The sequence below is a fragment of the Sphingobacterium sp. BS-2 genome (genome assembly GCF_046161205.1).
In the GTDB taxonomy this organism is placed as follows: Bacteria; Bacteroidota; Bacteroidia; order Sphingobacteriales; family Sphingobacteriaceae; genus Sphingobacterium; species Sphingobacterium mizutaii.
The window spans coordinates 46,402-67,869 of record NZ_JBIXGO010000018.1 but is presented as its reverse complement, the minus strand read 5'-3'; the positions used below and the strand labels follow the sequence as shown (position 1 = coordinate 67,869).

Below are 21,468 nucleotides of genomic sequence, written 5' to 3'. Positions count from 1 at the left end.
CATTAGAATGAAAGGTTGAAGCCTAGGGTGTAAGTTCTTGGTACTGGATATCCGTTTGATGCATCACGGCCTAAGCTCGTTACGTTTTCAGGGTTTGGCCCAGAATACGAAGAGAAGGAGTATACATTGTCCATTGAAGCATAGATACGGAAGCGATCTAGTTTAAATCTCCTCAACATATCACGATCGAAAACATAAGCGAAGATGATGTTGTTGATTTTGAAATAACTACCGTTTTCTTCCCATAAGGTCTGATCATAACGGAATGGTTGAACACTGCCATTTCTAGAGAAATCGTATGGATAAGGATACTTGGCAATATCACCGTCCTTCAACCAGATATCTAAGTTTTCAATAGGGACAATGGCAGTGGCTCCATCACTTTTGCCTCCGACTAAACCACCTCCAAAAGGATCTCTATACAGGTTTAGACGTTGTGCTAAGGCATAGTTCAAGATGGTTCTCTTGGCTGTGTAAGAGGCATAGATCGATAACTGGAAGTTTTTGTAGTTCAAGGTGTTTTGAACCCCACCAGTCCATAATGGTTGCGTATTACCAGCACGTGCATAGTCACGGTTGTCTAAAATATAATCTCCATTTCTATCTACGTAGATTGGGTCCCCAGCTTGGAAGAAAGTTCCATCCGAAGTACGGTAGCGAAGGCCGGTAGCCGGATCCACTGGTACATCGGCATCCGTCGCATATACACCGATATTTTCTAACAAGTAATTTGATAAAGCCGAGGTACCTACGCGGTTTACCATGTGCAATCTATCTGCTTGACCATCCCATTTGATGAATTGTCCTCTAAAGTTGTCAGGCAATTGCAATAGGACGTCTTGGTTGTAAGCACCATTGATAGACAGGGTCCAGTTGAACGGACTGTTGACCGAAAGAGGGCGGAAGTTCAACGCAATCTCATGCCCATAGTTTGCTAGTCCAGCATCATTGGAGTGAAGTTTGTCAAATCCGGAAGTATTGTTCAAGAAAGACTCAAACAATAGGTTTTCTACCCTTTTGTAATAAGTATCGTAAATAATCTCAATTTTGTTGTTCAGGAAGGTAAGGTCTACCCCTAAGTTATACTGCATGGAGGTAACTGGCAACAAGTTTGGATTTGGAATAAATTCGTAATTGATACCGATACCATTGATCTGATTGTAAAGACCAGAAATATCATATTTACCATAGATACGTTCCAAGGTACTGGTTGGCATTACGTTTACACCCCATGTAAAGCGTAGGGATGCAAGGTTGATCCAAGGAAGGGTTTTGATCCATTCTTCATGGTGTGCATTCCAACGAACTCCGACAGCTGGATTCTTGGTATATAGGTTCTTGAAACCATTGGCAGAGGAACCATCCAAACGATAGGATAGATCTAGGATATATTTGCTTTTGTAACTATAGGTAGTCGCAAGGGCAAATGATAGCGCTTTCTCATTTCTGAAGTTGGACAATACACCACCACCTCTAGAGAAATAACCATCGAAACCTAATGGACCTTCGAATTGGTCATTTGGTGTTCTCGCTTGTTTGGTGATGGTATTCTGACGTTGGTTATGTCTTACCTCATTGAACAAGTTGATAAAGATGTTGTGGTCTTCATTGATATCCTTGGTATAGTTCAGGATATTTCTGTTGTATAGGTTTGATTCGCGACCAGCAAATGAATAGACTTCAGAGAACTGACCCGCAGCTGCAGCCGGAGTAAATTTGTCTTCATTGTTTGAAGCAAATTCATAACTCATAGCCGACTGTAATCTCAGACCTGGGATGATCTCAAATTTACCTTCCACATACGGACGGATCAATTTGGAACTGTTATCATTTTTGGTTCTAATGGCAGAGATATAATCGTTGTCTGCCGAGAAGAATCCCGGAGGAGGCAATAGGGTAGAGTTCATACCGCCTGTTGATACCCCAGTTTGAAGGATACCTGTACCATCTCCTTTATTCTGTTTACCTAACTGAGCAAATACCTGTCCTGTAAATTCAAAGCGCTTCGTAGGACGGTAATCCATTCTCAAGTTGGCTGAATAACGGTTGAAGCCTGTATTCTTGATTACTCCGGTTTCCCCATAATAACCCAAATTGGATTTATAGGAAAGGATTTCATTACCACCATCCAAACTTAAGTTATGGTTTTGGTTGAATGTGTTTTGGTAATAAAGCGATTGCCAGTTTGTAGAGTTATTGAAGAATGCATTCAAACTATCTGCAAGCATCGGGGTTTGCATGATTCTGTCAATTTCGGCCTGTGTTCTCGCGTTATTGATAATCTGCCAGATTTTGATTTGGCGTTCTAAGTTACCTCCTAAAGTCTCTCTCAATTTTGGTGGAGTCTTCAAGAAGGTACTGTGTGTATAGTTGATTCTAGGCACTGGAGAATTTCCACGTTTTGTGGTAATAATGATTACCCCGTAGGCTCCCTGAGAACCGTAAAGTGATGTCGCTTGGGCATCTTTCAAGATTTCGATGCTCTGCACATCCTCAGGTGGGATCAAGGAAAGTGGCGAGATTCCCGGTCCTTGTTGTTGTAGACCGAATTCTGAAGCTCTATCTGCATCCATCGGAACCCCATCGATTACATATAGGGGAGATGTAGGCATCAAGATGGACTCGCTACCTGAACCTGTGGTGGAAAGGGTAGAAAGACCACGGATTTGAGTTGAGCCCCTAAAACCTGGTGCACCGGTATTTACCTGTACGTTTAATCCCGGTACCTTACCTTGCATCAATTGCTCTAGGTTGGCAGTTGGGACGTCACGGATATCCTTTTCTCCAAGTGTGAAAGAAGATCCTGTGGTATTTTCCTTTTTACGGGCAACATATCCACGGACTACGACTTCTTCTACCTGATCTTGAGTGGAGCTCATTTGAACCGTTAAGGTCGTTTGGTTGGCTCTCACCGTTACTCTTCTTTGATTAAAACCTACAGCTTTAAAAATTAAAGCTGTATTTGGGGCTATACTCACGCCAAAGTTACCATTGTCGTCAGTTGCCGTAATAGCCCTATTGGTCGCCGCATTTATCACTGTTACGCCGGCAATACCGTTATTAGACTCATCAACCACTCGACCACGCAGGTTTTGGTTCTGAGCATAAGCAAATTGTAGGCTAAAAATGCTTAAGATTAATATGATTAGTTTCTGTAATTTCATAAGGCTAAGGTTTATTCATCCTCGAATTTTGGGTTCTGATTACGGAAATGGAAAACGATTTCCCAATCTCCCTTTTTATAGATCGCGAAGTTCAGTCCAAATTGACCCACTGTACGGTCTCCTCCAAATCCAATCCTGGAATAGGCAAAAGACACACTGGCCGTTCCACCAGAAGAAAAGTCTGTGCGGAACGAGGTTAATGGAATCGGATAGGCCACATCATATTGCACATATTCTGTAGTCGTCACTTTACTGAATCCATGGACTAGGAAGTCCCATCGGGTTTCATTGAATTTCACGGGATTGATAAACTTACCGTCAGCACCCATGAACTTGAAACGTAAGCTGTTGCCTTTGCCTCCAGAAAATGGTCGGATGTAAACCACGACATCTTTCTGGATGTTATTGTTAACCAAAGGCAATTGGGTCCTTTCGCCAATTACATTGCTTAAGAAACTTGGGATGATATAATCCTGTCTGGTGGTATCCTTAGGACGCTGCGGATCTGGAGCTTTCCCCCCGGTATAAGGGTTGATGTCCGTCGCTGGGTAATAAGGGATCTCACGCCAAGGAATAAATTGGAAGTCCTTGATGATCTGGGTACCTCCCGAGTTCTGAACCTTCAGGTCAAAGAAACGGATATCTTGTGTTTTCAAGACTGTATCGACAGGCCTTGGTTTGATGACCGCGTTTGTTGCTCCTGCCCATAAGATCAATCGACCATTGCTATCAACTTCGAATGCTGGTTTTTCCACCAATTTTCTCTTCGCTTCGATCTCTGCCAATGATTTTTCCTTTCCATCGTATTCCTGGATCCATTCATAGGTTTTAACATTGGTAAATAAGTCCGTAACAGGGCGACCGTCACCATACCTAGCATTGACAATTTCAAACTTCATCGGTAGGGTAGAGTTATCCTCCGAAAGGGAAGTAAAGACATTCGTCCTGCCTAGGGTAGGTTCGATGACCTTGATAATATAATTGATGTTTTCGCTTATAAAATCCCTGTCTTCAGGAAGGTCGTACATTTTTGAACAGGCGGTAAATAATCCATAACTCCCTATAAAGAGACAGAGCAATCGGATACTATTTTTGATTTTCATTTTTCTTCAATTAAGGTTAATAGATTATTTAGTTCCTTTATTTACGCTCCAATCGGCCAATTGGAATAGATTTCCAGAGCGAACACGTTGTACATTTAACCTGTAATACTTGTATGCTTTGGTGTTACTGATCCAGAAGACACGTTGTTGGAACCTAGATGTAAATTCTTCTCCAGATTTAGAATCCAGTGTTACCCAGTTTGATCCATCATCAGATGCCGTCAAGGTCCAGTCAATTGGATCCCTTTCAACCGCGTCGTTCGCTGAGGTTAGGGTATAGGCATTTGCTGCAGTTGGTTCGTTTAGTTCCACTTGCATCCAGTTTCCACCGAAACTACCTAACAGGTACTTGGTTTCTGGATTGCCATCAAACACATATTTCGAAGCTTCTACAGCATTGATACCACCATCGTTCTCGCGAGATACCGAGAATTTACCGCCAACAGTTACGAATAAGTTTGGTGGAGGTGGGATGTAGGTCAATCGGGTCACAAAGTCGTTAAAACCGAAAACATGGTTCGGAGAAACAACGTGGATCATCCCATTCTTTGCTTCGATATTGATGGAAGCAGTCGTTGCGGTAATCCAGTTTCTGGTGAATTGGCTGTTTTTGGTGTCCGAGTATTCAATGACCTTAGGGCCGCCGCTTTCAAATCCAGATGAGGTCGCTGTCGTTAATTTAGCGTTCATCGTTCTTTTGTACTTGAAGTCGTGCAGCTGGATTCCATCTTTCATCATCATGGAATCACTAGGGTAGAAGCCTTTGATCAGGTATTGCGCCATCATGGTGTCCAATTGAAGGAGGTCCACATTGGCTAGATATTCCAAAGGTTTATCCGATTCTCTGCGGGTATTGTTCAAGTTTTCGATTGCTAATTGAAAGCTCTGGTTGGTTGGCGCAAAGAAGGTGTATTTATCGTTTGAAGCTAGAACGGCTTGCATTTTTGTGCGATCCAATACTTTCAGTAGAGAATCAAAAACACCGGGCTTGCTTTGAAGGTACTCCAAAATAGTACCATCATAAGTCACCTTATTTACCGACTCGTTGTAATATCCATTGTCTTTGGTGCATCCGCTAACCAAAATCAAGGAGAGTAAACTATAAAATAGATTGTTGACTTTCATGGTTATACGGTTTATTTCCAATATTCATTTTGGGTTAATAATTTGTTCTGGGTCAAGACTTGAGGCGAGATAGGCCAATAATGTCCTTTGGAACGGATCAGTTTGCTCAGATCTGAATTATCATTCTTGATCTTGTACTGTCTGACCATATCATACCAACGATGCCCTTCACCCATCAACTCTCGATTTCTCTCTTGGAAGATGGCATCGATCAATTCACCGTTTTTAGCAGCTGAATAGTTGGTAAGCCCTCTTCTTTCACGAATGGAATTCAATAGGTCGATGGCACCAGCTTGTTCCCCGATAACGGCTAAAGCTTCTGCACGCAATAGATACATATCTTCAAGACGAGTGAATACGGTAGCACTGGAATAGAACCTGAATGTAGGGTCAGTTACTCCACCCATGATACATTTCACTTTGCTGAAGATAGGATACTGTCCATTGAAGTTTTTGAAATAGACTTCGGTTACTGGGTTTCCTAAGGTATCGGCAGAGAAACGTTCGTCGGTGGACTCATTGAAGATGGAAAGGATCTTGTCTTTGGACATGTACATATCCGGGATGCTTTTGTTTACCACTGGCGATGCCAAGGTCAACTCTTCAATATGCCCTGTAAAGGAACCTTCTACGTGGTTGTAAATATGTCCGAAACCTAATAACTGGTTCGGGTTTTTGTCGTAGAAAAATCCATTGGGATCCGTTAAGTTATTGGTAGGGATTAAACCCAAGCTACCTTTCTGTTGGTTGTCGATAACGAATTTGGCGTAAGCCGCAGCATCAGGATAATTACTTTGCCAAGCTGCAACATGCGCTAAAATAGCATAAGCCGTAGTTTTACGAGCTAATGCGCCATTCCATCTGCTGTTATATTCGTTATAGTAGTTACCTTGTTGTTGAGGGTCATTGGAACTATAAAGGAATGGAAGGTCATTGGCTGCCTTTTGCAGTTCTTGCTCCACAAAGGCCATCACCTTGCTTTGATCTTCGCGCGGTTGATCATCAAAAGTTCCTTCCTTAGAAGCGACGATCAATGGAACATCTCCCCAAATGCGCACCATATAGAAATAGGCAAAGGCACGTAGGAAACGGGCTTGCGCGATATCCACCACCATGTTGTTGTTGGTATAGCGTTGGTCATTGTCCTTAACTTCCTGGATACGTTCTAGGAAGATATTGGCAGCATTCACTACTGCATACCAGCGTCTCCAGCTCTTTAGGTCGTTCATTACACCGAAAGAAGCATTCAGGTCGTGTTTGGCAATAGCTTTCAAGTCTTGGCGGATAGGCACGGAGAACTCTCCGGAACGTACATCGCCGTAGATCCAATGTGCATTGTTATCATTGAGGGCGGATTTGGTCAATCCGTAAATCCCCATTAGGGCCGCTCTGGAATCCTCCATGCTCAGCCACATATTTTCTTCTGAAACCAATCGAGTGGAATTAATGTCCAGCATTTTCTTGCAGGACACGAAAACTTGGCTCAATACGATTAAAATGATTAATATTCTTTTCATGATCGGTTACAGTTTAAGTTTGAATCCTAAGGCAAATGTTCTTGGAATCGGAAGGGAATAACCTTGGTCGTAACCCATGTAATTCACCAGTTCTGGATCCCTTCCAGAATATTTGCTGACAGTAAATAAGTTGTTGGCAGATAAGTAGACGTAGAAATCTCCTTTTTTACCTAGACGGTCTCCGATGATGTCCTTGAAGTTGTAGCCTAAGGTCACTGTTCTTAGTTTTAAGAAGGAACCATCCTCAAGGAACAAGGATTGATTGGTTTGGAAAGGAGCCACGGAAGACCAAGGGTTGTACAGTGGATATTTATCGTAATCTCCTCTTTTCTCCCAAAAAGTAATCTCTTTGATTGAATTTATACTGCTGGCATTCTCGTTTTCAATAAAGTTGAATCGGTTTGACATCTCTTGGTTGACGATCTTTCTTCCCAAGTTGAAGTAGAAGTTCAGGTTCAGATCAAAGTTTTTGTAAGCAACCATATTATTCCATGAGCCGCTAAGCTTAGGGATGATATTGCCTTGAAGGACTTTGTCTTCTTTGGTGATTTGGTTATCGCCATTGGTATCAGACCAGATTGGATCTCCAGCTTTCAAGATAATTCCATTGTAGGTCATGCGTTGACCGCCTGATTGCGGAACCTCTTGGTCAGTTTGGTACATTCCATTGTTTTCATACAACCAGAATGCATCGATTCTTTCACCGACTTTCAATAATCTGTCGTTCACTTCGATTTCATCCAAGTTATTTGGCAAGGCCAATAGCTTGTTGGTATTCACACCTAGGACTAATCCAGTGTTCCAAGTGATCTTGTCATTTTGCACTACATTTCCCGAAGCGGAAAGATCGATACCCATATTGCGTACATCCATTCCGGCTTCATATTGATAATCATAACCGAAGTCTTTCTTACCCGGCAACATGATCAACTGATCTTTGCTGTCGCGAACGTAAGCATCAAAGGATACTTGGATATCGCGGTTCTTGAAGCCTAGGTCAAAGCCTAAGTTCAGGTTGTCTGAATAGCTCCAAGGAAGGTCATAACCAACCCATCCTACGTTGTAAGGGCGAACTAATGCCGCAAAACCATTGTATCCCGGAACGATTGCATTACCGGTGTAGCCAATTTCTGCTGTATAGCTAGGCCCTTGTCCGTAATTATCGTATAGGTTGTAATGACCGATCCTGCCTACGCTTGCTCTAATATTAAATAGGCTAACCGATTCGTTATCCTTCATGAAATCGTTCTTTGCATTCCATCCTAAGGCTAGGATAGGAGACAAGAACCATCTCGTGGTCGGCTGTGCATTCGATGATGCGTCATAACGAAGGGTCAAGGCTGCAGTATAGGCCTCGTTGTAGGTGTAAGAAGCTTTACCATAGAAATTGACCATGTTGTGCTTGGTTCTGTCCAAGAACTTATAGACCAATTGTCTAGGGAAGGCAGTAGGATTTAGGTAGTTGCCACTATTTGGGTCAGACTCTAATAGGTTAAGCTTGATAAAGTCATTGACACCTTTGTAGGCATAGGCGTAGTTGTATTTATAGGTATCCCACATCAAGGTGTTACCTGCTTCGAAATAGAAATAGTTTGCATCGTTTTCTATATCGTAGGAAACTTGGTTATCCACCAATAAGCGTTGGTTGTAACCATAGTAGTTGGAAGCGAAATTACTTTTCTCCAAGATGGTGCTTGGGTAGAACAGATCGCGGTAACCTTCGTTGTAATCAACGGCGAACTTACTGCGGATCTTTAAGGCTCCAACATTCACTTGTAGACGGAAGAATCCTTCTAGGATATTGCTGAAGTTATTGTCAAAGCTCTTATCGAATTCCTTAAGATATAAATCATAGACTTCTTTGTTAGGGGCAAGAGGTGCACCTAAGTCTGGAAGGTATCCCATCATGGCAAATCTGTTGCGCAAGTTTCTGTTGCGGTCTCTGTTCAATCTCGATGCGTTGAAGAGCGTTTCAAAGTTTAGCCATTTGAAAGGTCGCAGGTTCAGGAAGAAACGAGCATTGTATTTGTCGAATTTGGTGTCATCGGCTACACCGGTGGTCTTCACATTTCCGAGCGAGAACTGGAAAGTAGCACGAGGCTGTCCACCCGAGATATTGGCATTGATACCATGGTTCAAACCATTGGAATAATAGCTGTCAGACCAGTTTGATGGGCCATAGTAATCATTATTTAAGGAGTCACTTAAATAGATTGGGTAGACATCATCCTGGTTGTATTTACCATTGGTGGTGTATAGATCATAAAACTGCTTTCTAAAAGCATTTTCATAAGCTCCGTTAATGGTGGTCACCGAAGGGCGTTGTGACATACCGATATAGCTGTTTACTGCTATTCTTTTGTCGCCATCGCCTTCAGCCTTCCTAGATGTGATCTCGATCACTCCATTGGCAGCTAAAGGGCCATAGGTTGCGATTGCGGATAGGTCTTTTAATACCCTGATGCTTTGGATATTGTCGAAATCAATATTGCCAAGCAGGTTGTTCTCAGTTCCGATACGTTCGATGTCAAAGTTCTGTACATCAAATGCAAAGGGATGTTCACCGATTAAGGGAACACCATCTAGAACGACCAAGGGTTGGGTATTGTAAATATCCCGATTGTTCAGGATTGGTTTACTGATACCGCGAACGAACATCTGGATATTGCTTCCAGGCTCACCGCTTGATTCAGAGACATAGACGCCAGGTAATTCACCTTTGATATACTGCTGCAAACTATTGGCAGTAACCAGGGAATTAGTTCTCATGTTCCGAAGGGTGTTGAACTTAGGTAGGTCTAGTTCATAAAGTGGCTTTAACTCCGCCAAGGTATCGACAGCAGGAATGGAATCCGTTCCGGTGGTGTCCTGCAGGGATAGGTTGGCAAAATCAACGTTATGACTATGCGCATGCCCCACGGACATAGACATTAAAATCAATAACGATTTAAACTTCCATAATACACTCATATTTGTAGTGCTGTTTATCGGTTAGTAAAATAGTAGATACTAGTAGGTTTCAGACAGCAATTCCAGAAGGAAGCCATCCGTTCAATAAAGGGAAATAAAAGTCTATGCTCTAGATCCGTTAATTGTTCTGAAAGTTGAAATGCAATTTGTTCTGGTTCATAATTTAAGTTTTTGGGTAATAGGATATCGGTACATCAACGGTCAATTGTGTTTAGTTTGGGTAAAAATTAAACATGATTTCCTTTAATTAGCCGGAAAATAAATTGCAGATTTTTGTAGGTAGAAATAAGTTCATAATGTGACTGTTAGTATTAGTTTATGTTAATGGTTAAGACTAATTTAGAAATAAAAAACGTTTTAGCAAATTTTTTTAAAAAAAATAGCAAATCCTGTCCAAATCTGCTTTAACGTTAAAGTGGACTTAGAAAATTGTAACAGTCGAAAAGAGTATTACTAAACTTTGCTCTTATTTATTCAACCGCCAAGAAAGTATTCTGTTAATCTTGTTGCCTTGATTCATTTGGGTCACTTTTACATCTTCTGTTTTGTGGTATTCCAAGATGGCTTTTAAAGGCTTCAGGTTATCCTTATCGGAAACCAGGACAGAACATAGGCCAATCTGATCTCTTAAGTCAAAGCTTTCGTAGATCATATTGCTGATGAATTTCTTTTCTCCACCTGGGAACCAAAGCTCATTCGAAAGACCCTGAAAGTTGGTTTTCGTGCTTTCAGCTTCTTGATGTAGTTTTTGATTTTTCTTCAGAACCGTTTGCCTGTAGTCTTCACGCGATTTGTAAAATGGGGGATTACAAAGTATGGCGTCGAAATATTCGTTGGGTTGAATGATTCCTTTAAGGATATGGTCACTGTTTTCTTGCTGTCTTATCTTGATTCCTTTTTTTAGATAAGGATTGTCGTTCAAGATCTTGTGAGCATGTTGTATGGAAGGGATATGGGTATCCGATGCCACAAAGTTCCAATGGTATTCTAAGAAGCCGAGAATGGGATAGATTAAGCTAGAGCCAGTACCGATATCCAGCACATTGACTTTCTTCGGGTTTTTAGGTTGGATGAGATCAGCTAAATAATGGATATAATTCAATCTTCCCGGAATGGAAGGACATAGGCTGCCATTCAATAGGTCCCAGTTGTTGACTTTGTATTCCGATTCCAACAAAGCTTTGTTCAAAAGGAAAACAGATTCCGGATCTCTGAAGTCTAGAGATTGACGGCCATCAGGTAGGACAACGATGTGTTTCTTCAGTTGGTGAACATGTTTGATCAGCTTCTTGAAGTCATATTCCTGATTGAACTTATTGCGGGGGTGTAGATTTTTTGAGTTTTTTTCCATTATTTTTACTGTGCACAAAGATATCTATTAATTAAGTAAATATGATCGAATCCAATATATTATTGGTCATGATTCTCTTCTTTTTCATGTCCATGTTATTTGTCGTTTCTCAGCGCTTTAAGATTTCTTATCCTATCTTATTGGTAATCGGAGGATTAGCGATTTCCTTGATTCCAGGATTACCAGAGTTCAGTATAAACCCCGATGTGGTGTTTTTGGTTTTTCTGCCACCCTTATTATTTGAAGCGGCTTGGTATACCTCATGGAATAGCTTCTGGAGCAATCGCAGGTCTATCCTGACCATGGGATTCGGGCTTGTCTTCGTTACATCCATTGCTGTAGCTTATTTATCTGTTAATTTAATTCCAGGATTTACGCTTGCATTAGGATTCCTTTTGGGGGGCATTATATCGCCTCCAGATGCAGTGGCTGCTACTTCGGTCCTAAAAGGAGTAACTATGCCAAAACGGGGGATTACCTTGTTAGAAGGCGAAAGCTTGGTCAATGATGCTGCCTCCCTTACGGTATTCAGGATGGCCTTGGCGGTCATTATGACCGGTGCTTTTACCATGCAGGAAGCGGTCGTAGGATTTTTTTTACTTGCCGTTATGGGCGTATGCGTGGGACTTGTAATAGCAAATATCCTTTTCTATTTCTTGAAATACATTGCCAAAGCATCCAGTATCACCACGCCAATCACTCTGATCGCTCCATATATTATGTATATCGTTGCAGAGCATTTTGAATGGTCAGGTGTCCTTGCGGTAGTGTCCGGAGGACTGTTCCTATCATATCGCTCCAAGGATTATATGGACTATAATACCCGGATCCAGACGCGTGAAGTTTGGGAAACCGTTGGCTTCCTATTGAATGGATTTGTATTTATCCTGATCGGTTTAGAACTACCGATTATTATCGACGGAATTGAAAGCGTGTCAACATCCTGGGCGATTGAAATTGCGCTGATCATCACTTTGGTTATCATCGTCATCCGGATCGCGTTTATTTACATTGTGAATTATGTCCCAAGGATCTTTCCGAAAGTCCGTAAAAAGGAAGCTTCACCGGGTTGGAAGATGCCGCTCATCCTTGGCTGGGCAGGAATGCGAGGAGTGGTTTCCTTGGCATCAGCCTTGGCGATTCCCATCTATGTTTCCAGCGGGCAACATTTTCCACATCGTAACCTTATTCTCTTCATCACCTTTGTGGTCATTCTGGTCACCTTGGTCATACAAGGATTGAGCTTGCCTTGGTTGATCAAACTAGTGAACCTAGATGGTAAGTCATCAGAGATTCCAGAAGAAGCGCAGATTGAGGCCATCAGGTACCGGTTGGTGAAGGAAGAAATGGAATTGCTGAAAACCAAATATGCCAAGGAACTTGAAGAGAGCAATACCGTAAAAGCTATTAACCTATCCCTCAAACGCAGCCTGGAATCTACAGCTACAAACTTGAACAGTGAGTCCAAGATCAAGATTGCCAATGAACGAGGGCTCTATAAGCAGGTGATGCAGGACCTGATCAATGTGAGGAGGGATGTGATCTATACCTTGGTCAGTGAAAAGAATTATGACGATGCTATTTTGAGGTCCTTGGAGCATAACCTGGATTTAGAGGAATCGAGGCTGAATAGGAGGTAAATGAAAGGGAGAATTTCATTCCAAAAGGATAGTCTTAGTTTATCTTTCATCTGCTTTATGCAATCTAGTTTGCTTTTTCATCATATCAGTACAAAAGGTCAAGATTATGAAAAGGCTAGGGATTTACACATTGGTTATCATCATGATGATGGCATGTAGGCAGAAAAAGGAAACCAATTATATCTCAGGAAAAGAATTCTTGGACAGGGTCTTCCCGACTTATTCCCCAATTGGAGCTGAATTCTCCAAGATTGTGGATGCAGTGGTAGAATTTGATACCGCAAGGTATGTTATTGATAGAGATTTAGAACATAAATTCTATGATCCTAAGTTTGGGAGAGGATACTACAATTCCAGCTTAGACAGCGAATTTGATCTGGAGTCTCAGCTATCTGTTCTTGAGTTGGCATCCGAAAAACTGTCCAACGATATAAAAGATTTCAATGCCTATCAAACCCAATTATTGCATACTGAAGATTACCCCATTTATTCCAAATTGTCGAAGAAAGTGAAACCCGCAAAATTTACTGTCCATAGAAAATTTGAAGTCCCCATAGAATTCTATTCGTTCGATAAACCACTGTTCACCGCTGATAAGAAAAAAGCATTGATCAACAGTTATTACTATTGTGGAGTAATGTGTGGGCAGGGCGTTGTTTACTTTCTCGAATTGGTAGATGGAAAATGGAAAGTTATAGGCTATGACTACTCTTATGATACATAAGAGTAGTTATTAGGACAGTTTTGTTGGATTATGGATATTGAAAAACTCTTTAGTAGCCTTAGCTTTATCCAGATCATAGAAGTATCCTCGGGTCTTTGAAACAGCTTGAGCCATTCTGTCAAAGATATCGATCATATTGCCACAGGCCACCCAGTTTTCTTCCATATCTGCACCTGCAAAGGTTGATTCCAATTCCTCCCATTCTGCAGAACTCAGGTATTTCTTGAACAGCCGGCCGTACTTATTCGTTGTCACCTCCCATTGGTTTCTACTGCCGATAAACCATTCGATCATCGGAATAAAATATTCTACCCGAATGATCTTTTCAACCATAAACTTAAGATAGAAGAGATCCTTGCGGACCAGGCACTTCGGAAGGTAGGTCACATCCCAAAAGAAATCCGCAACGATCTTTTGGAATTCTTCTTCAGTAGGAGCCTTTATGATGCTTACTTGATGGCTTGCAGATTGCAAACTACCACAGAGGTCATCCTTATCGATCAAGATTTCAAAACCAATATCCCAATCCTCAGGAAGTTCATCTGCCAATACTTCAGCCTTAAACTGCTCCAAGCTATAGATCTTGAAATCGACTTTTACCCCATCCCAATATTGCACCATCTTCATGGCATGCTTCCCATCAAAAGCATCAGTTCCTTCCTCGTAAATATTCAGGGGGTCTCCAAAAAGATTAATCCAATCCTTAGAGTCCAGATAGGGTGTAGGATCAAGGAAAACAAGTTCGATATCCAAATCAGAGAAATCATCCACAGGAGCCAATGGATTGACCAAAGAGCTCGTCAGCAATGCTACACGGATGTCATCATTCCTCCTGGTCCATGCCTTGATGGCTGCAAATTTTTCATCTCTTGCTTTCATAAATAATTCCTCAGATTTTAAGATAACAAAAAAATCCCAATGCTGATTGCATCGGGATTTTTCTTAACTATTACGTTATTCCAACTTATTTGCTTTGGTTGTCAATCCACTTACGCGCATTAACGAAAGCCTCTAACCAAGGAGAAACCTCGTCTTTGCGTCCATCAGGATAGTTTGCCCAGTTCCATTGGAAAACTGAACGCTCGATGTGTGGCATGGTTACCAAGTGGCGACCAGTTTTGTCACTCATCATTGCTGTATTGAAATCCGATCCGTTTGGATTGTGTGGATATTGATCGTAAGCATATTTTGCTACGATGTTATATTGATCCTCTTTGTTTGGCAAATTGAATTTTCCTTCACCATGCGAGATCCAAACACCTAATGTAGAACCCGCAAGGGTAGACAACATTACCGAATTGTTTTCTTGGATCTTCACCGATACGAAGTTTGATTCGTGTTTTTGGGAAGTGTTGTGCAACATCTTTCCATGAACCTCATGCTCTGGGTTGATCATTTCCAACTCCATGAACAACTGACATCCATTACAGATACCTACAGAAAGAGTATCAGGACGAGCAAAGAACTTTTCAAGAGCTGTCTTAGCCTTTTCATTATAAAGGAAAGCACCGGCCCAACCTTTTGCCGAACCCAATACGTCAGAGTTAGAGAAACCACCCACAGCTCCGATGAACTGTATGTCTTCCAATGTTTCGCGACCTGAGATCAAATCCGTCATGTGCACATCCTTCACGTCAAATCCTGCAAGGTACATGGCATTCGCCATTTCTCTTTCCGAGTTCGAACCTTTTTCCCGGATAATCGCTGCCTTAGGACGAGCCTTGCTTCCGTCAATAGCTGGCTTTTTACCATCAAATTGAGCAGGGAAATCAAATCTCAAAGGCTGATTTTTATAGTTTTTGAAACGCTCGTCAGCAGTTCCGTTTTTCGATTGCTTTTGATCTAATAAATACGAAGTCTTGAACCAAGTATCTCTGGTTTCAGCCACATCAAAACTGAATGTATCAGCATTGTTTTTGATGCTTACAGCAGTGCCATTGATCGCTTTACCGATTTTGAAAGCTTCCACACCGGCATCAGCCAATGCTTTTTCAAATGCAGAATCTTCTTTAGCCTGAAGTACCAAGCCGATATTTTCATTGAACAATGCTTTTACGCTATCCGCTTCGTTCAAGCAAGATAGATCGTATTCAGCAGCTAAATCAACATCCGCAAAACATAGTTCCAATAAAGAAGTGACCAAACCTCCAGAACCGATGTCATGACCTGCAGCAACCTGACCATTGTTGATCAATTCCTGAACTGCATTAAAAGCTTTCTTGAAGTATTGCGCATCTTGGATGGTCGGTACCTCAGTACCAATTTTGTTCAATACCTGTGCGAAGGTAGAACCACCAAGTTTGAAGCTATCCTGTGAAAGGTTGATATAATAGATAGAACCTGCATTTTTCTTCAAAACCGGCTCCACTACTTTATTGATGTCGGTACAGTTACCACCAGCAGAAATAATTACCGTACCTGGCGCGATTACATTCTCGCCATTCGGGTATTTCTGTTTCATGGAAAGTGAATCCTTTCCAGTAGGGATATTGATTCCTAATTCAATTGCAAAGTCAGAACATCCTTGTACAGCTTGGTACAATCTAGCATCTTCGCCTTCGTTGTTACAAGCCCACATCCAGTTAGCTGAAAGAGAAACTCCTTTCAAACCATTATAGATAGGCGCGAACACCAAGTTCGAAAGTGCTTCAGCAATTGCATTTCTCGATCCAGCAACTGGATCAACCAATGCTACCAAAGGTGCATGTCCAACGGTCGTTGCGATACCCTCTTTAGATTTATAATCCAGAGCCATTACCCCAACGTTGTTCAATGGCAATTGCAAAGGACCAGCACATTGCTGTTTTGCAACACGGCCACCCACACAACGGTCCACCTTATTGGTCAACCAATCCTTGGCAGCTACCGCTTCCAATTGTAGGACTTGGTTCAGGTAATTAGGAACATCCTGTACATTATATGCTAGGTCAGCATAGTTGCGCTGAACCTTTTTATCGTTCATGATTGTTTTCGGCGAAGAACCAAAGAAATCCTCAAGGGCATAATCCATTGGCTTCTCACCAGATTTCTTCGATTCGAAAGTGAAACGGTGATCAGCAGTCACATCCCCAACGGTATACATTGGCGAGCGCTCGCGATCAGCAACGGTTTTCAATTTCTCGATATCCTCTTCGGCAATCACCAAGCCCATACGTTCTTGGGATTCATTACCGATGATTTCTTTTGCCGAAAGGGTAGGGTCTCCAACTGGCAGTTTATCCAAGTCGATCAAACCACCTGAATTTTCTACCAACTCAGAAAGACAGTTCAAGTGGCCACCAGCACCATGGTCATGGATGGAAACGATAGGGTTTACATCACTTTCCACAAAAGCACGGATAGCATTGGCTGCACGCTTTTGCATTTCAGGGTTAGAACGTTGGATAGCGTTCAATTCGATACCCGAACCGAAAGCACCTGTATCTGCAGATGATACCGCTGCACCACCCATACCGATACGGTAGTTCTCACCACCTAAGATCACAATTTTATCTCCAGCTTGCGGTTCATGTTTCTTGGCCTGATTCAACTTGCCATAACCGATACCACCCGCTTGCATAATTACTTTATCATAACCCAACTTACGACCATCTTCTTCATGCTCGAAGGTAAGGACAGAACCAGTGATCAATGGCTGACCGAATTTGTTTCCAAAATCTGAAGCACCATTCGACGCCTTGATCAAGATGTCCATTGGCGTTTGGTACAACCATTTTCTCTCGTCCATTCCTTTTTCCCAAGGACGGTCATCCAACAAACGGGAATAGGCAGTCATATAGATTGCCGTTCCAGCAAGCGGAAGAGCACCTTGGCCACCAGCTAGACGGTCACGGATCTCACCACCCGAACCTGTTGCCGCTCCAGCGAATGGCTCAACCGTGGTCGGGAAGTTATGGGTTTCAGCTTTCAATGAAATAACAGAATCGAATTCCTTCTCTTCATAGAAATCTGGTTTGTCTGCTGTCTTAGGAGCAAACTGCGTTACTTTAGGACCTTTGATAAAGGCCACATTATCTTTATAGGCAGAAACAATCTCGTTCGGATTGGTCGCTGATGTTTTCTTGATTAATTTAAATAGGGAAGTAGGCTGTTCCTCACCATCGATGACGAAAGTACCGTTGAAGATCTTGTGACGGCAGTGCTCAGAGTTCGCTTGCGAGAACGCAAAAACCTCAGAGTCCGTCAGCTTACGGCCAATCTTTTCAGCTAGCTTGTTTAGATATTCTACCTCCTCAGGGCTCAATGCCAATCCTTCAGACTGGTTGTAGGCCTCGATATCGTCGATATCCAAGATTGGTTCAGGGCTGATGTTGATCGTAAACATGTCCTGAGTCAATGCACTGAACTTTTGGGAGATCATCGGATCGAAATCCTTGAAATCTTCCGTCACCTTTTGAAACTCTTCGATGCGAATAATTCCGCTGATCCCCATGTTTTGGGTAATCTCTACGGCGTTGGTGCTCCATGGCGTAACCATGGCAGCTCGTGGACCTACGTAGTAGTCGTTAAGCGTTTGTTCGTCGAGTTTTTTAGAGTTGCCGAAAAGCCAGTTTAGTTTGGAGATATCTTCAGTAGATAAATCATTTTGGGTTTGAACAGCATAAACTGTGTTCAATGGGTTCACGAAGAAATGAATCATTATTAAAGTGAATTTGAACGTCCTTCAATTATTCTGCAAAGTTACGGATTATTTTAAGAATAAATCGGCTGAAAATGGCATCTTTTTGCTAAAATTCCGCTTTTTGAGCCGGATAGCTCATGCTACTGTCAAAATGTGATTTTTGCTCACAAAATATTACATTTGTAGAATGGCTTTAAGGCGGATTAACAAAGTTCAACGTCGAAAATTATCCATTTTCCTGCGTTGTATCATCATTTCTTTTTTAGCTTGGACCTTGTTTGCAATTTCCAGTGATTATACCTTCACCAAAAAGGCAAGCATGTCCTATGTTAATTTGCCCGAAAACAAGGCTTTCCACCCCCTGCAATCAGATACCGTTTCGGTCAGGATCAGGATGTCCGGCTGGAAGGTTTTCATGGAAAGATTGCACCCCGATACCGCCAAGATCCAGGTAGACCTTTCCGGTCTTAAAAGCCGGAACTTCATCGTATTTGGAAACCAGATCGGTTTTATCAATAGGCAGTTCCCAACGGACAAACAGGTTATAGCCGTTTCACCGGACACCCTATACTTCGATTTCTCGAAACAGACCCAACGTAAGGTTCCTGTAAAGGCGGTCGAAAGCCTGACCTTCCAAAGGCAATATGGCGTGATCGGCGAGACCCGTACCAACCCTGAATATGTCACCATTACCGGCCCATTGGAAGATGTGGCCAGTATAGAATACTTGGAGACCGATACCATCAAAGGCAAGGATGTCAATACAGATGTACGTACCGTCGCCTATTTGAATAAACAGCAACGGACAAACATTACCATTTACCCGACCTTTGCAGAGGTGATCGTTCCGGTAGGGGAGATTACTGAGAAGGTGATCGAATTGCCGATCAAAGTAGAGAACAGTAAAGGCTATACCTCCGTTCGCGTATTGCCGAGTAAGGTCCGTGCAACCATCTTGTTGGCGGTAAAGGACTATAATAAATATACTTCTAGGGATTTTGAAGCCGTCGTGGACTTGGATGCTTGGAAAGACCATAAGGTTTCCAGCCTCCCGGTCATTATTACCAAAATGCCAGATTATGTCAAGGTATTGAGCATAGAACCTCAGAATGTTGATTTTTTTGTAAGGAGATAATATGAGTTTGAAAATCGGGATTACAGGAGGCATAGGGGTCGGCAAGAGCGTGGTGACCAAAATATTCAAGGTATTAGGCATCCCTACCTATGATGCCGATAAGGAAGCCAAGGATATCATGGTCAAAAACGATGCTGTCCGTCAATCCCTCGTGGATACCTTTGGTCAGGAGGTCTATTTTGAAGATGGTAGCCTTAACCGAGAATGGCTAGGAAAACGTGTGTTTGCCGATGCCGAAGAACTGAAGAAACTGAATGCCATCGTTCATCCTGCAGTGATCAAAGATGGCGAAGATTGGGCAGCAGCCCAGACTTCCATATATAGTGTCAAAGAAGCCGCACTCTTATTTGAAAGCGGATCCTATAAAGCATTAGATTTCACGATCCTGGTGGTTTCTCCATTGGAGCTGCGGATCGAGCGGGTCATGCAACGCGATAAGGTGGATAGGGAAGAGGTCCTGAGAAGGATAAATAAACAGATGCCCGAAGAGGAAAAGGAAAAGCTAAGCAACTGCATCGTTTACAACGATGACGAGCATAGCCTGATAGAGCAAGTGATGGAACTGCATCAGAAATTTATTCAAGGAAAAACAAGCTAATGCAAATTATTGAAGACTTTCTAGTTAAAAGAGATAAAGGATATTACTGTTCCTATGGGGATTTCTATATAGATCCTCTCTATCCGGTCAAACATGCCGTCGTATCCCATGCCCATGGGGACCATGCTTCACCTGGCCATAGAAATATCTACTGTACTGCGGGAACAGCAGCCATTATGCAATACCGCTATCCCAAGCAGCCCTTGGAATCTTACCATATCAAAGGCTTTTCTGAATTTTTCCAGATCAATGGGGTCGATATCTATCTCTATCCCGCAGGCCATATCTTGGGCAGCGCACAGATCATGATGATCTACAAAGGGGTGAGATATCTTTATACAGGCGACTATAAACTACAGGAGGACCGTACCTGCGAGCCTATACAGATTGTAGAGGCAGAGGTGCTGATTACCGAAACGACCTTTGCCAATCCAGATACCAAACATCCAGATCCTGTTTCTGAAATCATGAAACTCGATGTCAAGAGCAATATCCTCTTGGGTTGCTATGCTTTAGGCAAAGCCCAGCGCATTACCGCCTTACTCAATGAGCATCTTCCCCATAAAGAGATTCTACTGCATTACCAGATCATGCCCATCCATCGCATCTACGATCAATTTATCGATGTGCCCTTGAAATACGAGCAGTACAACAGGAAGTCGATGAAGGAAGCCGGAGACAATAAGATCTATCTGGTGCCGCCATTGACCTTCAACAGCTACCGTAGGGCAAAGAATGTAATGAAGGCATTTGCCTCAGGATGGGAACGTTTGCAGGCGCAGAACGATATCAGCCTTTTCCTGTCCGACCATGTGGACTGGAATGATATCCTGTACTTTGTAGGCAAGGTAAAACCAAAAGCGATCTGGACCCTGCACGGCGACGGCAGAGCCCTGCATGCGCACTTTTCCAAAGATATTTCAATTCGAGATATTCATAGCCAAACATTTATTCCAGATTATTGTTGATAGGATTGGTAAACAATTTAGATCAACTTATGAACAAATTCTTTAGAGCACTAATTGCAGGCTGGGGCGCCAAGAAAATGGGCCTCGGATGTTTTGGAACCATAGTGGTTTTTATCATAATCTATTACTTGCTCGGTTATTTGTAGGAGCAGGATAGAATCTTGAAAATCAATTAAAAAAAATATGGCTAGATGCGGAATATCTAGCCATTTTTCTGTTTAACAATAATAGCCAGGACGGCTTATATAAGAAATTGTGTAGGGAACACATGATTTCCACTTTTAAAATAATTCTTGAAATTCTCTGTTTCTCTGCTGCAATTAATAGTTATCGGTCTTAAGGTTTATCTTGAAATCCAGATTATCAGAATTCCAATTCTCTGTATTCCGAATATATCGTATAAAACCCAATAAATGAATACCTAATGCTAGGTATTTTACGTAATCACGTTTTTAAAATGTTAACTTATTGAGTATTAATATTATAAAATTAATAAAAGGGGAGTGGGATTGTTGAAATTATGGAAATAAAGAGGCTTTGTAACGCGGGATT

General features: G+C 42.1%; 13 protein-coding genes. 5 read left to right on the top strand and 8 right to left on the bottom strand.

Going from position 1 to position 21,468, the window contains the following annotated elements:
• Window positions 1–2 precede the first annotated feature (2 nt).
• The 6 genes from ACK2WI_RS10595 to rlmF all read right to left on the bottom strand — a co-directional run bounded on the left by ACK2WI_RS10595 (window position 3) and on the right by rlmF (window position 11,230).
• Window positions 3–3,164, bottom strand: a complete 3,162-nt coding sequence (locus ACK2WI_RS10595; RefSeq protein WP_312696715.1) for a SusC/RagA family TonB-linked outer membrane protein — start codon at window positions 3,162–3,164, stop codon at window positions 3–5.
• A gap of 11 nt (window positions 3,165–3,175) precedes the next feature.
• Window positions 3,176–4,267 (bottom strand): DUF5007 domain-containing protein, encoded by a 1,092-nt coding sequence (locus ACK2WI_RS10590; protein ID WP_093098100.1) that lies wholly within the window; start codon window positions 4,265–4,267, stop codon window positions 3,176–3,178.
• Window positions 4,268–4,291: 24 nt separating this feature from the next.
• Complete coding sequence (locus tag ACK2WI_RS10585) at window positions 4,292–5,392, bottom strand: fasciclin domain-containing protein (RefSeq protein ID WP_409150734.1); 1,101 nt, start codon at window positions 5,390–5,392, stop codon at window positions 4,292–4,294.
• A gap of 11 nt (window positions 5,393–5,403) precedes the next feature.
• Window positions 5,404–6,909, bottom strand: coding sequence for a RagB/SusD family nutrient uptake outer membrane protein (locus ACK2WI_RS10580; protein ID WP_169919011.1), 1,506 nt, complete (start codon window positions 6,907–6,909; stop codon window positions 5,404–5,406).
• A 6-nt stretch (window positions 6,910–6,915) separates the two neighbouring features.
• Window positions 6,916–9,879, bottom strand: coding sequence for a SusC/RagA family TonB-linked outer membrane protein (locus tag ACK2WI_RS10575; protein ID WP_409150732.1), 2,964 nt, complete (start codon window positions 9,877–9,879; stop codon window positions 6,916–6,918).
• Between the two features lie 466 nt (window positions 9,880–10,345).
• Window positions 10,346–11,230 (bottom strand): 23S rRNA (adenine(1618)-N(6))-methyltransferase RlmF, encoded by an 885-nt coding sequence (gene rlmF / locus ACK2WI_RS10570; protein ID WP_409150730.1) that lies wholly within the window; start codon window positions 11,228–11,230, stop codon window positions 10,346–10,348.
• Window positions 11,231–11,271: 41 nt separating this feature from the next.
• On the opposite strand from rlmF, the gene ACK2WI_RS10565 reads away from it, so the two are divergent.
• Both ACK2WI_RS10565 and ACK2WI_RS10560 read left to right on the top strand, forming a co-directional pair.
• Complete coding sequence (locus ACK2WI_RS10565) at window positions 11,272–12,870, top strand: Na+/H+ antiporter (protein ID WP_312696712.1); 1,599 nt, start codon at window positions 11,272–11,274, stop codon at window positions 12,868–12,870.
• A 106-nt stretch (window positions 12,871–12,976) separates the two neighbouring features.
• On the top strand, window positions 12,977–13,594 hold the full coding sequence (locus tag ACK2WI_RS10560; RefSeq protein WP_409150728.1) for a hypothetical protein: 618 nt from the start codon (window positions 12,977–12,979) through the stop codon (window positions 13,592–13,594).
• Window positions 13,595–13,603: 9 nt separating this feature from the next.
• Here the strand turns inward: ACK2WI_RS10560 and ACK2WI_RS10555 are convergent, their stop codons facing one another.
• Together ACK2WI_RS10555 and purL are read right to left on the bottom strand one after the other, a co-directional pair.
• On the bottom strand, window positions 13,604–14,473 hold the full coding sequence (locus ACK2WI_RS10555) for an aminoglycoside 6-adenylyltransferase (RefSeq protein ID WP_409150727.1): 870 nt from the start codon (window positions 14,471–14,473) through the stop codon (window positions 13,604–13,606).
• Window positions 14,474–14,558: 85 nt separating this feature from the next.
• The gene (gene purL / locus ACK2WI_RS10550) at window positions 14,559–18,233 is read right to left on the bottom strand and encodes a phosphoribosylformylglycinamidine synthase (protein WP_409150725.1); all 3,675 of its coding nucleotides are present in this window, start codon (window positions 18,231–18,233) and stop codon (window positions 14,559–14,561) included.
• 301 nt (window positions 18,234–18,534) lie between these two features.
• Here purL and ACK2WI_RS10545 point away from each other — a divergent pair, with 301 nt between their 5' ends.
• From ACK2WI_RS10545 to ACK2WI_RS10535, 3 genes are read left to right on the top strand one after another with little or no spacing between them, the layout of a single operon-like run.
• Window positions 18,535–19,350: a hypothetical protein gene (locus tag ACK2WI_RS10545; protein ID WP_236736493.1), complete on the top strand. Its 816-nt coding sequence runs from the start codon at window positions 18,535–18,537 to the stop codon at window positions 19,348–19,350.
• Window position 19,351: 1 nt separating this feature from the next.
• Window positions 19,352–19,948, top strand: coding sequence for a dephospho-CoA kinase (gene coaE, locus ACK2WI_RS10540; protein ID WP_409150723.1), 597 nt, complete (start codon window positions 19,352–19,354; stop codon window positions 19,946–19,948).
• On the top strand, window positions 19,948–20,916 hold the full coding sequence (locus tag ACK2WI_RS10535; protein WP_409150721.1) for an exonuclease: 969 nt from the start codon (window positions 19,948–19,950) through the stop codon (window positions 20,914–20,916). Before coaE ends, ACK2WI_RS10535 begins: the two co-directional genes overlap by 1 nt.
• Window positions 20,917–21,468: the final 552 nt, after the last annotated feature.